The organism is Enterobacter sp. PL_is379 (assembly GCF_055817355.1).
The window spans coordinates 128,581-144,431 of sequence record NZ_JBVPGT010000023.1; the positions used below are offsets into that span (position 1 = coordinate 128,581).

A 15,851-nucleotide genomic window follows, 5' to 3' on the forward strand; every position below is an offset into this window, starting at 1 on the left:
CTACCCCTCCGGCTTAAACTGCGGGTTCGCCAGCATAAAGCCCCCGTCGACGATAAACGATTGCCCCGTCGTGTAGCTGGCGTCGCTGTCGCACAGCCACGCGACCAGGCTGGCAATCTCTTTGGTATGGCCCGGCCTTGCCAGCGGGATTTCCGGCATTGAACCGTCCTTCACTTCGCTGTCGTCCATGTCATTCATCGGCGTGGCAATGGCACCCGGTGCGACGGCGTTCACCAGAATATTGTGCTTAACCAGCTCCATCGCCATGGATTTGGTTAACCCGCCGAGCGCGTGTTTCGCCGCCGTATAGGCGCTGGCCTCCGGAAGCGGCGTGTGCTCATGCACCGAAGTGATGTTTACAATCCGCCCCCCTTTCCCCTGCTTCACCATCTGCCTTGCGGCAATTTGTGAACAGAGAAACGCGCCGTCCACGTCGACGGTGAAAATATTCCGCCAGTCGTCAAACGGCATCTCGAGGAACGGCGCTTTGGTCATCGCCCCTGCATTATTGACCAGCACGTCCAGCCGACCAAAACGCGCAATCAGCGTTTCAATAGCCTCAGCGCCTTCCGGCAGCGTGCTTAAATCAAGATGGATAGCCTCCGCGCACTGCCCCTGCGCTTCAACTTCGCGGCAGGTTTCCAGCGCCCCTTTCTCATCCGAGTGCCAGGTGACGCCAATATCAAACCCGCGCTCAGCCAGCATCAGGGCCGTGGTTTTCCCAATCCCGGAATCCGATGCCGTAACAATCGCTACTCTGGTCATACTCACCTCCTGAAAAACTGCAAAGGGGTAAGTATAGATAATGGCCTTTTTTAGCCATGATGATAGCCACCGCCCAGCGCCGAGGTCAGCTGCAGGGTAGCGTCGACATATTGCCCCTTCAGCAGCACGCCTTCGAGGTGCTCTTTGAGGGCCGGTATTCTGGCTTCACTGACACGGGAGCCCGCAATTATCCCCGCGCTGAAACGCGCCTGTGCCAGCGCCACAACCCGTGCCGCATCTTTTTCAACCTGCTGCTGTTGGCCGTTCTTCGCCATCAGCGTTTCGACTTCGCTGGCGGTGCGTGCCACCTGATTTACGGCCTCCACCACCGCTTTGTTGTAGTTGGCTACCGAAAGGTTGTTCTGCGCCTGAGCGATATCCAGGCTGGCGTTCAGCCTGCCGCTGTCAAAAATTGGTAGCGTCAGCCCGGCGGTGACGCCCATCTGCTGCGCGGATGAACGGAACAGATCGCTCAGGTGGAGGGCATCCTGCTGTAAGAACGCCATCAGGTTCACGTCAGGATAGAACGCCGCTCTGGCGGCCTCTACCTCGCTCATGGAGGCTTCGATATACCAGTGCGCCTCCTGAAGATCCGGACGGCGTGCCAGCAGTTCATATCCGAGCGTCGACGGTAACGAGGCTTCCACCGTCGGCAAGGCGTGCCGCGTTAGCTTCACGGAGGAGGAGTTCGTCAGCGCGACCAGACGCGCCTCTATGGCTTTCATCTTTCCGTTGACCTCGGCCAGCTGCTCTTCGGTTTTGCTGGCGTTGATATCCGTTTCGACACCCTCCACGGAGGAGGTGATGCCGTGCTGGTACAGCTCGCGATCGGCACCGATAATATTGTCCTGCTCATATTTGATCTGCGCGAGGACCTCCCCCACGGCGGCCTGCGTTTGCCATTCCCAGTAAAGCCGCGCCACGCTGCTGGCCAGCAGCTGACGGGTCTGCTCCAGCTCCGCTTTTTGCGCATTCACTTTGCCTATCCGGGCTTCGACCTGCGCGCGATTTTTACCCCACAGATCGAGATCCCAGCCTGCGGTCAGGCCAAAGGTGCCGTTGGTGTACCACGGCCCGGTGGTCCCTGCCGCCGGGTCGGTAATGGCAAAGGGCCCCATCAGCCCTTCGGCGGACATTTTCTGACGTTCCGCATCGGCGGAAAAATCGATCTGCGGACCGTCGGCAGCCATAGCCGCTTTGGCCTGAGCTTCGGCAAGCGTAATCCGCTGACGGGCAATCTGCATATCCGGCGCATCGCTTAATGCTTTTGCAATAAGCCCGTTAAGCTGGGGATCGTTATACGCCTTCCACCACGCATTTTTCGGCCAGTCGGTATAATGCAATGAGGTATTCACAGACTTGGCGGCCGGTTGTGTATTTAGCGGAGAGACGGTGGAATGTTCAGGTGCGCAGGCTGCCAGAATTAATGCAAAGGGGACACTCAGAGATAAAATAAGAGAACGTTTCATTACGCCATATACTCAAAAAATAAAGGCGAAAAATACGCTTGATACTATTTATTTTTTTAGTAATGCGTGGCAATCCGTAAATTGTTATACATTTACATAATCAGAAAATTATTCACCAAATGAATAAATTACTTTGACTGAATAACCCGTGCAATATCAGAGGACGTCTGTAATGTACGAATCTCCTGAAATAACCCCAGCGCTTCATCGTACTCTTTGCGTAAATAACTCAGCCACTGCTTAATTCGCGCGACGTGATACAAACCGGTGTCGCCCTGCTTTTCCAGACGGCTGTATTTTTGCAGCAGCGTGACGACATCTGCCCACGGCATACGCGGTTCGTTATATTTCACCACCCGGCTGAGGTTGGGCACGTTCAGCGCGCCGCGGCCGATCATTACCGCATCGCAGCCGGTGGCCTGCAGACAGACCTGTGCGCTCTCGTAGTCCCAGATTTCGCCGTTGGCGATCACCGGAATGGTGAGGCGTTTGCGGATCTCACCGATCGCCTGCCAGTTAATGCGATCGGCTTTGTAGCCATCTTCTTTGGTACGGCCATGCACCACCAGCTCGGTGGCTCCGGCCTGCTGTACCGCATCGGCGATTTCAAACTGCCGCGCATCGCTGTCCCACCCCAGGCGAACCTTAACCGTCACCGGCAAATGCGCGGGTACCGCCTCGCGCATGGCTTTCGCGCCGCGGTAAATCAGTTCAGGATCTTTCAGCAACGTCGCTCCGCCGCCGCTGCCGTTCACCAGCTTAGACGGACAGCCGCAGTTGAGATCTACCCCGTAAGAGCCCAGCTCAACCGCGCGGGCGGCGTTTTCCGCCAGCCATTCCGGATACTGGCCGAGCAGTTGAATACGCACCAGCGTGCCGGAAGAGGTCCGGCTCTGGTTGTGCAGCTCGGGGCAAAGCCGGAAGAAGGATTTTACCGGCAACAGCATATCGACCACGCGCAAAAACTCCGTCACGCAGAGATCGTAGTCGTTCACCTCGGTCAGAAGCTCGCGCACAAGGGAGTCGAGCACGCCTTCCATTGGGGCCAGTAAAACACGCATAGCAGTACCTGTGAAAAAAGACGCGCTATAGTAGCCGCTCTCTATATCGCTGGGAAGCGCTTCTGTTCAGGCAGAAAGTCACCCGGCGTTGCCCCAACAATGGCGCGAAACGCCGCCGCAAATGCCGCCGGGCCGGAAAACCCCAGCATCCAGGCCACCTGCTTAACCGGGTATCCGTTGGCGAGGAGATCCAGCGAGGCACAAATCCTTGCGCGCTGTCGCCAGGCCCGGAAGCTAAAGCCGGTATCGTTGATAAACGCACGTGAAAATGTGCGTTCTGACATCGCGGCCCGTTCCGCCAGCCTTTCCAGAGAGAGATCCCAGAGATTGTTGGCAATGAGGTCACAGGCAACGCGATGCAAGCGCTCATCCACGGGCATCGGCAGTTCGGCCGAAATCTGCTGCGTCTCGCTGAGGATATCGAGCAGCAAAACGGCCATGCTGCGCTGGCTTGCCGGGCGGTATTCCGCGCTGAACAGCCCGGCAATCAGCTCTTTGAACAACGCAGTCGCCATAATCACGTGAACCTCGTCTTTCCGCTTAAAAGGCTCGCATTGCGATATCAGCGTAGGGCTAAACCAGACCGCGCGGAGCTCCGTTGTGGATAGCACGCTGTAGGTATGCTCCTGAAAGGGAGGGATCCACAGCGCGCGCTGCGGCGGTATGACCCAGCGTTTGCTGCCGGTTTCGACCAGCATGACTCCTTTGATGGCAAACAAAAGTTGTCCCTGCGAATGCTGGTGAGGCGGATCGACTTCGCCGCGCGTATAGCGAATTGCCCCTCTTGACCATCCGATGGCATCGTCGTGAATTGGCGTTTTATCGATAACGGTTGGCATTTCACATTCCCCCCTTCCTCTTATGATGCTGCTTGTACACGTAACCGGAGAGAGACGCAATGCACATCCATTTTATTATTCATGAACATTTCGAGGCGCCAGGCGCCTATGAAATCTGGGGGAAAAGTCGCGGCTGCAGTCTGAGCTACACCAGAGTGTATCAGGGCGATTCATTACCTGAGGAACTGGGGCACACAGACCTGCTTATCATCATGGGAGGCCCGCAATCCCCCGCCACCACGCGTGAGGAATGCCCCTGGTTTGATGCGCAGGCGGAAAAGGCACTCATCAGCCGCGCGATAGAGGCAGGTAAAACGGTGATAGGCGTTTGTCTGGGCTCACAGCTTATCGGCGAAGCGCTGGGCGCAGCGTTTTGCCACAGCCCGGAAAAAGAGATCGGCAAATTTCCCGTCAGGCTCACAGATGCAGGCAAGGCGAACCCGCTGTTTAAGGACTTTGGCAGCGTGCTGAACGTCGGTCACTGGCATAACGATATGCCTGGGTTGACGCCGCAGGCTAAGGTTCTGGCTTACAGCGAGGGCTGTCCCCGCCAGATCGTGCAATACAGCGAACGGGTTTACGGTTTCCAGTGCCATATGGAGCTGACGCCGGAGGTGGTAGAGTTGCTGATTGAGCATTCGCAGAGTGACCTCCGCCGCGCGGGTGAATTCCGTTTTGTCGAAACGGCGGAAAAACTCCGCTCGCATGATTATCGCGAAATGAACCAGGTGCTGTTTTCTTTTCTCGATAAACTGACCGCCTGTCGCTGATGCCTTCTCTGGCACGCCGTTTCGCCAGCGCAATCCCTTTCCTCTAAACTGTAGCCTGCACCGTTATGGTGATACCGGACGTTCCATTCCGGAATGTCTGGTATGCTCAAAATTCATGATGTGATCCATGGCACATTTTTAGGTTTAATTGTATGATGAATGCGTTTCAGCAAGGACTATCACCATGAGCAAATCATTGAACATTATCTGGCAATATCTGCGCGCATTCGCCCTGATTTACGCCTGCCTGTATGCCGGGATTTTCATCGCGTCGCTGCTGCCCATCACCATCCCCGGCAGCATTATCGGCATGCTGATCCTCTTCGTTTTGCTGGCGCTGCAAATCCTGCCCGCAAAATGGGTCAACCCCGGCTGCTTCGTCCTCATTCGCTATATGGCGCTGCTTTTCGTGCCTATCGGCGTCGGGGTCATGCAGTATTTTGATTTGCTCAAGGCCCAGTTCGGCCCGATTGTGGTCTCCTGCGCGGTCAGTACGCTGGTGGTTTTCCTGGTGGTGAGCTGGAGTTCACATCTGGTGCATGGCGAACGTAACGTGATCGGGGAGAAAACAAAAAAATGATGGCCAATATCTGGTGGTCGCTGCCGTTAACCCTGGTGGTGTTCTTCGCCGCGCGCAAGCTTGCCGTACGTTTCAAAATGCCGTTGCTGAACCCGCTGCTGGTGGCGATGGTGGTGATTATTCCGCTCCTGCTGCTTACCGGTATTCCTTACGAGCGTTATTTTGCCGGCAGCAAAATTTTAAACGACCTGCTGCAACCCGCCGTCGTGGCGCTCGCCTTTCCTTTATACGAGCAGCTGCACCAGATCCGCGCCCGCTGGAAATCCATCATTACCATCTGTTTTGTGGGTAGCCTGGTGGCGATGATCACCGGCACGTCGGTGGCGCTGCTGATGGGCGCTTCCCCACAGATTGCGGCGTCAATCCTACCTAAATCGGTGACCACGCCTATCGCGATGGCGGTTGGGGGCAGCCTCGGCGGTATTCCGGCCATCAGCGCGATGTGCGTCATTTTCGTCGGTATTCTCGGCGCGGTGTTTGGCCACACTCTGCTAAACGCGATGCGTATTCATACTAAAGCGGCACGGGGGCTGTCGATGGGCACCGCCTCCCACGCCCTGGGCACGGCCCGCTGCGCGGAGCTGGATTATCAGGAAGGGGCGTTTAGCTCCCTGGCGCTGGTGATCTGCGGGATTATTACCTCCCTGCTGGCCCCGTTCATTTTCCCGCTGATTCTGGCGGTGATGGGCTAAAATTTGCGATGCGTCGCGCAAATTTCATTTTGATTTCATTAGTTGCATACATAATGAGAAGTGGATCACATATAAAGCCCTGGCGGCTCCGTAAACTACCGATCCATTAACCTTTATGAGGCAAACGCCATGCACCCACGTTTTCAAGCTGCTTTCGCCCAGCTTGCAGAGAATTTGCAGTCAGCCCTTGCTCCCGTTCTGGCAGATGCACACTTCCCCGCCCTGCTGACCGCGGAGCAGGTCACGATGCTGAAACAGGCAACGGGACTGGATGAAGACGCGCTGGCTTTCGCACTGCTTCCTCTGGCTGCTGCCTGCGCGCGGGCCGATCTCTCCCACTTCAACGTCGGGGCCATTGCGCGCGGCGTCAGCGGCACCTGGTACTTCGGCGGCAACATGGAGTTCCTGGGCGCAACCATGCAGCAGACCGTTCACGCCGAGCAGAGCGCTATCAGCCACGCCTGGCTGCGCGGTGAAAAAGCCCTGAGCGCCATTACCGTTAACTACACCCCCTGCGGCCACTGCCGTCAGTTTATGAACGAGCTGAACAGCGGGCTGCAGCTGCGCATCAATCTGCCAGGCCGCGCGCCGCACACGCTGGGGGATTATCTGCCTGACGCGTTTGGCCCGAAAGATCTGGAGATCAAAACCCTGCTGATGGACGAGCAGAACCACGGTTTCGCCCTGTCCGGCGATGACCTGAGCCAGGCGGCGATTACCGCCGCCAACAAGAGCCACACGCCGTACAGCAAGTCCCCGAGCGGCGTGGCGCTGCAGTGCCGCGATGGCCGAATCTTCACCGGCAGCTATGCGGAAAACGCCGCGTTTAACCCAACGCTGCCGCCGCTGCAGGGCGCACTTAACCTGCTGAGCCTGAACTGCTATGACTATCCGGACATTCAGCGCGCCATTCTGGCCGAGATTGCCGATGCGCCGCTGATCCAGTGGGATGCCACCGCCGCAACGCTCAAAGCGTTAGGCTGTACGACAATTGACCGCGTACTGCTGGCGTAATCCTTCCGGCGGGCAGAAATGCCCGCCAGTTTGCTGAAAAACCCCTCAGTTGAGTCGCTGTTTCTTGCGCTAACCAGGCGGGTAAAGTAGCCTGAGTTAAATTTCATCCACGCACGAGCCATCTGCATGTTAAAGCGCGTTTTTTACAGCCTGTCTGTCCTGGTCGGCATACTGCTGTTGATCGTGCTCGGTCTCGACCGCTGGATGAGCTGGAAAACCGCCCCCTACATCTTTGACGACCTGCAGGACCTGCCCTATCGTCAGGTTGGCGTGGTGCTCGGCACCGCCAAGTATTACCGCACCGGCGTCATCAACCAGTATTACCGTTACCGCATTCAGGGCGCGCTGAACGCCTACAACAGCGGCAAGGTGAACTACCTGCTGCTGAGCGGGGATAACGCGCTGCAAAGCTACAATGAACCGGTGACGATGCGTAAGGACCTGATTGCCGCAGGCGTGGATCCTGCCGATATCGTGCTCGACTACGCCGGGTTCCGCACCCTGGACTCCATCGTGCGCACGCGCAAAGTCTTCGATACCAACGACTTCATCATCATCACCCAGCGCTTCCACTGCGAACGCGCACTGTTTATCGCGCTGCACATGGGCATTCAGGCACAGTGCTATGCGGTGCCGTCGCCAAAAGATATGCTGAGCGTGCGCGTCCGCGAGTTCGGTGCCCGCTTTGGTGCCCTGGCCGATCTGTATATCTTCAAACGCGAACCGCGCTTTTTAGGCCCGCTGGTGCCGATTCCGGCGATGCACGAAGTGCCGGAAGACGCCCAGGGTTACCCGGCCGTCACGCCCGAGCAGCTGCTCGATATGCAGAAAAAAGAGAAATAACAGCACCGCCTTTATACTTTCTTTACGCCGGGCCTGACGCTTTTTATCTCCCCTTTACGTCGGCTCTTTTAAGCTGAGTTCACTGCCGCTACGGCTTCATTGAAGAATGACTATGAACTCGATAATGAATGCGTTTTTCCTCAAAAGTCTCCGTCCGTATTTTAACCTTCCCGGTTTATCACTTCCTGGCGCACTCAATTCCGGTCTCTGGCTTGATGAAAAAATTGACGCCCTGCAGCACAACATTTCAGTGGAAGTAGCCGATTACCTGGAACGTTACCCGCAGACGAAACATGTAGACGTTTACCTGAACGATATCAACGGCACGATGCGTGGCAAGCGTCTGTCGGTGGAGAGCATGCTGAGTCTGGAAAAAGGCTGTTACTTTCCCCTTTCGGTCTACTCGATGGATCAGAAGGGAAAAATCGCCGCCCCGCTTCATGATGAACCGGACCGGCTGTGCGTTCCGGTCGCCGGCTCCCTGCGTCCCTGCCTACAAGATCCGCAGCACAACGCGCAGATCCTGCTGACGATGAAAGCCAGCGACGATAGCCCCTGCCCGCTTGAGCCGCGCGTGATACTGCAGAACGTGCTGGCCCGCTTCCACCGGCACGGCCTTTTCCCGGTGATTGCCCCGGAAATCGAGTTCTATCTGACGGGACATGACGATCGGGATCCGCAAAATCAGGGCTGTTTTCATATGGATACCTCGTCGGCGCATGCCGCGCTGTTTGACGAGCTGGAGCAGCTGGCGCACCTGCAGCACATCCCGCTGTCAGGGGTCGTAGCGGAGGCCGAGTCCGGTCAGTACGAATTAAACCTGAAGCACAGCCATCGCGTCGTTGAGGTCTGCGATAACGTGCTGGCGCTGCGTCGCCTGACCCGATATGTTGCCGAAAAGCACGGCCTGCAGGCCAACTTTATGGCCAAGCCCTTCAGCGAACTTTCCGGCAGCGGCTTGCACTTCCATTTCAGCCTCAACGACAGCCGCGGCGAAAACGTCTTTGCTTCCCCGGTTAACGCGCTGAACAGCATGGTGCGTTTGTGCATCGCGGGCCAGCTGGCGCTGATGCCCGCCTCTATCGCCATTCTTGCGCCGGGCGTCAACGCGTTTCGTCGCCTGCGTAAAAACCTGACGGAACCCGTATTTAACTCCTGGGGCTATAACACCCGCTCCGCCGCTTTGCGTATTCCCTGCTCGGATGACCACAACCGTCGTATCGAGTACCGGCTGGCCGGGGCTGACGCCAATCCGTATCTGGTGGCTGCTACTATCCTGACCGGCATGCTGTATGGGCTGGAAAATATCGACGAGGAGGAGTTGCCCGAACCGCAGCACGATCAACCTGAACTGCCGCTGTTTCAGCAGGAGGCGATTGAGACTTTTGCCCGCTGTCAGTACCTCACCGACAGCCTGGGCGACGCCTTTTCCGAACAGTGGATCGCCTGCAAGCTCTCTGAACTCGACTGGTTTGAACGCATTGTGACCCGAGAGGAGTCACAGCTGGCATAAGGCATAAAAAAAGCCCGCTCGGTGAGCGGGCCAGGTATCGCGAGAGACGGTTATTTCTTACGCGCGTACTTCAGTGAATCCAGCGCAACCGCGAAGATAATAATGGCGCCTTTGATGATGTACTGCCAGTACGGGTTCACGCCGATATAGGTCAACCCGTAGTTGATGACGGTGAAGATGATCACACCGGTCACCACGCCGAGTACGGTACCCACACCGCCGCTGAAGGAGACGCCGCCCACCACGCAGGCTGCAATCGCATCCAGCTCGTACATGAAGCCAAGGTTGTTGGTTGCAGAGCCGATACGGCCGGCTTCCAGCATCCCGCCGAAGGCATAGAACACGCCGGACAGGGCATAGATAATGAGCAGGTTCAGGGCAACGTTTACGCCGGACACTTTCGCCGCTTCCGGGTTACCGCCGATGGCGAAGATGTTTTTGCCAAAGCGCGTTTTGTTCCACAGGATCCAGACGAAGGCGACCGCAATCAGCGCATAGAAGGTGATATACGACAGGCGGAAGCTGCCCAGCGCAATAAACCCTTGCGTAAAGGTCGAGAAGCCGCTGTCAAAGCCCGAGATGGGTGAAGCACCGACAAAGTCGTAATACAGGGAGTTGATACCGTAAACGATGATCATCGTACCCAGGGTGGTGATAAATGGCGTCACGTTCAGGTAGGCGATGATGATACCGTTGATCAGACCAATCACCGCACCGATGGCGCAGACAATCAGGATCACCACGAAAATCGGCATAGTGGCCATTTCCGGGAAGACCTTGTTGGCGTTTTCCATCGACTGCAGCAGGGTTGCCGCGATAACCGCCGCCAGACCCACCTGACGACCGGCAGAAAGGTCCGTCCCCTGGGTCACGATCAGGCCCGCCACGCCCAGCGCAATGATAATACGCACGGAGGACTGGGTCAGAATGTTACTCAGGTTCAGCAGGCTTAAGAACGTAGGGTCCTGGAAAATAATGATAGCCAGCAGTACTAAAAGAACAACGTAAATACCGCCTTCTTTCAGGTAAGTGAGAAAACTTTTTTTATTTAACGCACTCATGAGGAGCCCCTGATCTTAAAGGTGCAAAGACGCAAGACGCAAAATTTCGTTTTGCGTTGTCGTTTTGGTGTCAACAATACCGGCGACGAGACCATTGCTCATAACCAGAATACGGTCTGTGATCCCTAACAATTCCGGCATTTCGGAAGAAATAATAATGATCCCTTTATTCTTTTTCGCCAGCTCGGCAATCAGCTGATAAATTTCAAACTTCGCGCCGACGTCAATACCGCGGGTCGGTTCATCCAGCATCAGAATTTCTGGCTGGGTTAATAACCAGCGGCCGATAATGACTTTTTGCTGGTTACCGCCTGACAGCGAACCAATCTGGGTGCGGTGGCCTGGCGTTTTCACGCGCATGGAGTCAATCACCCATTGGGTATCGCTCTTCATGCGGGAGTTATCCAGCAGCCCGACTTTGTTTTTGTAATTGCGAATGTTAGAAATTAACGAGTTAAAGTTAATATCCAGATAGGCATAAATACCGGTCGAACGACGCTCTTCCGTCACCAGCGCAAAACCATTATTAATGGCTTCGTTGGCGTTGTGGTTATTGATCTTCTTTCCGTGCAGCGTAATGGTGCCTTCGGCTTTCTCACGAATGCCAAACAGGGTTTCCACGATGTCGGTACGCTTTGCCCCCACCAGCCCGGCAATCCCCAGGATTTCACCCTTGTGCAGGTCGAAGGAGACATCGCGGATAGACGGCTGACGTAACGAGGTCAGATTGCGCACTTCCAGAATCACTTCACCCGGCTTGTTTTCTTTGTCCGGGAAGCGCTGGTTCAGGGAACGGCCGACCATCATGGCGATGATCTTGTCCATGTCCAGCCCTTCCAGCGGCTGCGTGGCAATCCACTGGCCGTCGCGCAGGATGGTAATCTCATCGCACAGCTGGAAGATCTCTTCCATTTTGTGGGAGATATACACAATGCCGCAGCCGCGATCTTTCAGCTTGCGAATAATGGTAAAAAGGTGATTAACCTCTTTTTCCGTTAATGACGATGTCGGTTCGTCCATGATGACGATTTTCGCATCATAGGAGAACGCTTTGGCGATTTCGATCATCTGCATCTGGGAGACGGATAATGTTCCCACGCGGGCGCGCGGATCGATATCAATATCTAGCTCGTCGAAAATCGCTTTGGTGTCGCGATACATTTTGTCCTGATCGACAAAGACACCTTTGGTGGGATAACGCCCCAACCACATGTTATCCATGACTGAACGCTGCAGCACCAGGTTTAATTCCTGGTGAACCATCGAGATACCGTTTTCCAGTGCTTCTTTCGCTGAATGGAAATCGATCTCTTTCCCCTGAAAAAGAATGCTGCCAGAATCTTTTTGATAGATCCCAAAAAGACATTTTAATAATGTTGATTTACCCGCACCGTTCTCACCCATTAAGGCGTGAATAGAGTGAGGACGAACTTTTAAATTAACATTATCGAGTGCCTTAACGCCGGGAAATGACTTGTTGATACCGCTCATTTCCAACAGGTATTCACCGGATGACTGAGTAGTTGTGCTGACCATAATTATACCTTGTTGGCCTCGCATATCGCGTTATAAAAGGGCGCAACGAATTGCGCCCAGTGGAGACAGTACCGCTAACTTATTTACCGATAAACTCAGCCAGGTTGGACTGGTCTACGCCCACGTAAGGTACGCGAACGATTTTGTTTTCAATTTTCCAGTTGGTGCCATCTGCCGCGCCTTTGCCATCGGCCAGGTTTTTCGCCAGATCGAAGGTCGCTTTCGCCTGGTTGTTGGCATCGTTCAGAACGGTACCGGCCATCGCACCGGATTTAACCAGCGCCAGCGCTTCTGGCAGCGCATCCACACCGAATACCGGGATGGACGATTTGTTGTGCGCTTTCAGCGCTTCTACCGCACCCATTGCCATCGCATCGTTGTTGGCGATAACCACTTCGATTTTGTTCGCGTTAGGGCCGGACAGCCACGCGTCCATCTTATCTTTCGCCTGAGCGGTATCCCACATCGCGGTATCTAACGCCAGCTGCTGGGTTTTCAGACCCTTGTCGTTCAGCTCTTTGATAACGTAAGTGGTACGGGCTTCAGCATCCGGGTGGCCTGGTTCGCCTTTCAGCAGCACGAACTGAATCTGACCGTCTTTGTTCAGGTCCCAGTTCGGGTTCGCCGCCCAGTGTTTGGCGATCAGATCGCCCTGAATAATACCGGACTCTTTGGAGTCGGTACCGACGTAATACGCTTTATCGTAGCTATCCAGCGCCTTACGGGAAGGTTCTTTGTTGAAGAAGACGATCGGCACGTTCTGGCCGCGCGCTTTTTCAATAACCGTGCCTGCTGCAGCCGGGTCAACCAGGTTGATGGCCAGGGCTTTCACGCCTTTCGCCAGCAGAACGTCGATCTGATCGTTCTGTTTGGACTGGTCGTTCTGGGAGTCGTTCATCAGCAGCTGAACGTCTGGCGCTGCTTTCGCATCTTTCTCAATCGCTTTACGCACAACAGACATGAAGTTGTCGTCGTATTTATAGATGGTCACACCAATACGGGTATCCGCAGCGTGCGCTGCTGCACCAAAAAGCATGCTTGCCATTACAGCAGAAAGGGTCAACACCTTCTTATTCATGGTATCTCCGGTTTTTTTATGCAGGGTAGTTCTTGTGAATAACGATCGGCGGGCAGGTGTTAATAAAACGTTACTGACAGCCGAAGTTCACTTATAAAATTTCTATCTTCCGTGTTCGGTAACGCTCCAGAAATGCGTTTTATTCGTTGTTTGCGGCACGTTGGCTATAGTGAAAGTGAATAATCACCGTTACATAGCGTTTCAGCTCCTAAAACGCTGACATCATAGTCAGCGCCTTGTTAAGATACTGTGAATTTACTCACAGATTGAAAACGGTTACATCACCTCATGTAATCAGTTAGTGATCGGAACCACAGTTTGCCTGGCCGCGACGGAGTGGCGACGCACTAAAGTCGGCATGAAACAGTGCGTTGCGCCCGGATCCAGCAGCCCTGCCGCCCCCTGTAACGCCAGCTCAGTCGCCAGTTTCGCCATAGAGGCAATGGGGTAGCGCACCGTTGTCAGCTGCGGGTCGGTGTAACGGGCAATCGGAATATCATCAAAGCCAATGAGTGATAAATGCTGTGGCACCGCAATGCCGTTGTCTTTCAGCGCCGTCAGGGCCCCTGCCGCCATGCTGTCGTTATAGGCAAACACCGCAGACAGCTGCAGGTTGCGGCCCAGCAGTTCCACCATCGCCGCTTCACCGCCCTGCATGTCCGGCGTACCGGTTCCCACCCAGCTTTCGGATGGCATCATGCCGTGCTCTTTCAGGGCGTTTTGCCATCCCTCGCGCCGCAGGTCGTCATCTTCAATCTGATGGCTGGAGGCCAGATAGCCAATCCGCTGATGCCCGTTGTTAATGAGCATTTTCGTGGCCATCATGGCACCGCTGACGTTATCCAGCCCGACGCAGCGATGGGCATAGCCGGGGACGATACGGTTAATCAGCACCATGCCCGGGATCTGATCCATAAAGCCGGTTAGCTCTTCATCGCTCAAGGCTTTTGAGTGGACAATCAAGGCGTTACAGCGCTGGCGGATCAGCACTTCGATGGCATGGCGCTCTTTTTCCGCCTCATGATAGCTGTTGCCGATCAGGACGTATTTCTGATGCTGCTGGGCGACCACGTCGACCGCTTTCACCAGCGCGCCGAAAAAGGCATCTGATACATCCATCACCACCACGCCGATGGTGTCGCTGACCTGCGTCGCAAGCGCCTGCGCATTGGCATTTGGCCGGTACCCGAGCTGGGTCACGGCTTTCATTACGGTTTCACGGGTTTCAGGGCTGACCAGCGCGCTGTTGTTCAGCACGCGCGAGACGGTAGCCACAGAAACGCCCGCCTGACGGGCGACGTCACGAATGGTGATCATATTCACCATCCTTCAAAGGATTGCAGCAACTCACAGACACCCCCTGTGTTTAGCAAGGTGGCTATTTTGGCAGCGAGAGAAAGGGGACTACGTGAAGAAGCTCACACTCATGAAAACGCTTACATCCGTTTTGTTAATGATTGTGATCCAGATCGTTATCTGGATGTGTTTTTCAATGATACCCCTGAAGCATGTGCGGTTAACTGACGCCACACCCACTCCAGCGGTCCCTGGCGGAAATAACGTAGCCAGAGAACAGAAAACGCCAGGTTAACCACCCAGACCGGGATAACAAACGCCAGCAGCGTGAGGCGGTCGAATTTCATAAACAGGCCAAAGCGATAGAAAAGCGTGGTGCAGAGAAGCGTTTGCAGGAGGTAGTTGCTCAACGCCATACGGCCCACGCAGGCGATAGCGCTGAGGATCCACAGGCGGGAAAGCGTTGGCCAGAAGCCATAGATCAGCGCCGCGTAGCCGATGGTCTGGAACGGTGCGCTCAGTTCGCGCGGCACCTGGAGCAGGAACGCGCACCAGCGGTAATCCCAGTGGATGTGCCACTGCGTAATGACCGCCGGGAGGTTAATCAGCACGCCCAGCAGCACCAGCCCCACACCCGTTCGCCGATAGTGACGCAGGCTGAATTCGCCTTTCAGCCAGCCGGTGCGCATCAGTGACGCGCCCATCAGCATCATGCCCGCCAGCTGCCAGCCGTATTGCGCCCCCAGCGCAAGGAGGTTGTCCCCCAGCATATCCGCGCGGTTGCTTATTGCTTCCGTACCGCCTTTCAGCTTCCAGAACTGCTCGTACTGCAGGTTAGCGGCATCCGGGATCCAGGCACGGTTAGTCGCCTCGCCGGAGATCATCCCCAGCAGCAGCAATACGGCAAGCCCCATGACATAGAGCATCACGCCAGTGTTAAACAGGCTTTTAACGCTGTGCGCATCGCGAATCAGACGCCAGCAGATGAGCCCGACTAACCCATACGCGAGAAGAATATCGCCGTCCCAGAAGAACAGGCCGTGAATAAAGCCGAGGATAACCAGCAGCGTCAGGCGCGACTGGATCCAGCGCGTACCGCGTTTGAGGAGAAGCTGCAGGCCTGCGCCAAACAGCAGGGCAAAGAGCGTGAGGAATTTGACCTGCGCAAAGAGGTCGAGGATCGCCCACGTCCAGGCATCACTGCGCGTGATGTCGCCATACCATGCAGGATTGAGATAAGCCGCCTTCGGCAAACCGAAGGCGGTGATATTAAGCAGCAGGATACCGAGAATGGCTACGCCGCGAACAAAATCGAGCGTGACGTTTCGCTCCAT

15 protein-coding genes are annotated in these 15,851 nt (G+C 55.5%); 6 read left to right on the forward strand and 9 right to left on the reverse strand.

Annotated features, from left to right (window positions below):
• The 4 genes from AC0TOY_RS05380 to AC0TOY_RS05395 form a co-directional block, all read right to left on the reverse strand.
• On the reverse strand, nt 1–765 hold the full coding sequence (locus AC0TOY_RS05380) for an SDR family oxidoreductase (protein ID WP_473721580.1): 765 nt from the start codon (nt 763–765) through the stop codon (nt 1–3).
• 50 nt (nt 766–815) lie between these two features.
• On the reverse strand, nt 816–2,234 hold the full coding sequence (gene mdtQ, locus AC0TOY_RS05385) for a multidrug resistance outer membrane protein MdtQ (protein ID WP_473721581.1): 1,419 nt from the start codon (nt 2,232–2,234) through the stop codon (nt 816–818).
• Nucleotides 2,235–2,362: 128 nt separating this feature from the next.
• Entirely contained in the window at nt 2,363–3,295 is a 933-nt protein-coding gene (gene dusC, locus AC0TOY_RS05390; RefSeq protein WP_473721582.1) for a tRNA dihydrouridine(16) synthase DusC, read from the reverse strand.
• 41 nt (nt 3,296–3,336) lie between these two features.
• Complete coding sequence (locus AC0TOY_RS05395) at nt 3,337–4,134, reverse strand: AraC family transcriptional regulator (protein WP_059362182.1); 798 nt, start codon at nt 4,132–4,134, stop codon at nt 3,337–3,339.
• 59 nt (nt 4,135–4,193) lie between these two features.
• Here AC0TOY_RS05395 and AC0TOY_RS05400 point away from each other — a divergent pair, with 59 nt between their 5' ends.
• The 6 genes from AC0TOY_RS05400 to AC0TOY_RS05425 all read left to right on the forward strand — a co-directional run bounded on the left by AC0TOY_RS05400 (nt 4,194) and on the right by AC0TOY_RS05425 (nt 9,546).
• Nucleotides 4,194–4,904, forward strand: coding sequence for a type 1 glutamine amidotransferase (locus tag AC0TOY_RS05400; protein ID WP_473721583.1), 711 nt, complete (start codon nt 4,194–4,196; stop codon nt 4,902–4,904).
• Between the two features lie 184 nt (nt 4,905–5,088).
• Nucleotides 5,089–5,484 carry a CidA/LrgA family protein gene (locus tag AC0TOY_RS05405; protein ID WP_045908676.1) on the forward strand — a complete coding sequence of 132 codons (396 nt, stop codon included), beginning with the start codon at nt 5,089–5,091 and terminating at the stop codon, nt 5,482–5,484.
• Nucleotides 5,481–6,176, forward strand: a complete 696-nt coding sequence (locus tag AC0TOY_RS05410) for a CidB/LrgB family autolysis modulator (RefSeq protein ID WP_473721584.1) — start codon at nt 5,481–5,483, stop codon at nt 6,174–6,176. The genes AC0TOY_RS05405 and AC0TOY_RS05410 overlap by 4 nt, the downstream gene beginning before the upstream one ends.
• Nucleotides 6,177–6,305: 129 nt before the next feature.
• Complete coding sequence (gene cdd, locus AC0TOY_RS05415) at nt 6,306–7,190, forward strand: cytidine deaminase (protein WP_148768823.1); 885 nt, start codon at nt 6,306–6,308, stop codon at nt 7,188–7,190.
• Nucleotides 7,191–7,316: 126 nt separating this feature from the next.
• On the forward strand, nt 7,317–8,033 hold the full coding sequence (sanA, locus tag AC0TOY_RS05420) for an outer membrane permeability protein SanA (protein ID WP_008500918.1): 717 nt from the start codon (nt 7,317–7,319) through the stop codon (nt 8,031–8,033).
• A gap of 124 nt (nt 8,034–8,157) precedes the next feature.
• Nucleotides 8,158–9,546, forward strand: a complete 1,389-nt coding sequence (locus AC0TOY_RS05425) for a glutamine synthetase family protein (protein ID WP_473721598.1) — start codon at nt 8,158–8,160, stop codon at nt 9,544–9,546.
• Nucleotides 9,547–9,596: 50 nt separating this feature from the next.
• Here the strand turns inward: AC0TOY_RS05425 and mglC are convergent, their stop codons facing one another.
• From mglC to yeiB, 5 genes are all read right to left on the reverse strand, one after another.
• Nucleotides 9,597–10,607 carry a galactose/methyl galactoside ABC transporter permease MglC gene (gene mglC, locus AC0TOY_RS05430; protein ID WP_008500921.1) on the reverse strand — a complete coding sequence of 337 codons (1,011 nt, stop codon included), beginning with the start codon at nt 10,605–10,607 and terminating at the stop codon, nt 9,597–9,599.
• A 15-nt stretch (nt 10,608–10,622) separates the two neighbouring features.
• Entirely contained in the window at nt 10,623–12,143 is a 1,521-nt protein-coding gene (mglA, locus tag AC0TOY_RS05435) for a galactose/methyl galactoside ABC transporter ATP-binding protein MglA (protein WP_008500922.1), read from the reverse strand.
• A 79-nt stretch (nt 12,144–12,222) separates the two neighbouring features.
• Nucleotides 12,223–13,221 (reverse strand): galactose/glucose ABC transporter substrate-binding protein MglB, encoded by a 999-nt coding sequence (gene mglB, locus AC0TOY_RS05440; RefSeq protein ID WP_024908164.1) that lies wholly within the window; start codon nt 13,219–13,221, stop codon nt 12,223–12,225.
• Between the two features lie 294 nt (nt 13,222–13,515).
• On the reverse strand, nt 13,516–14,538 hold the full coding sequence (gene galS, locus AC0TOY_RS05445) for an HTH-type transcriptional regulator GalS (RefSeq protein WP_032646558.1): 1,023 nt from the start codon (nt 14,536–14,538) through the stop codon (nt 13,516–13,518).
• A gap of 155 nt (nt 14,539–14,693) precedes the next feature.
• Nucleotides 14,694–15,851, reverse strand: coding sequence for a DUF418 domain-containing protein YeiB (yeiB, locus tag AC0TOY_RS05450; RefSeq protein WP_473721585.1), 1,158 nt, complete (start codon nt 15,849–15,851; stop codon nt 14,694–14,696).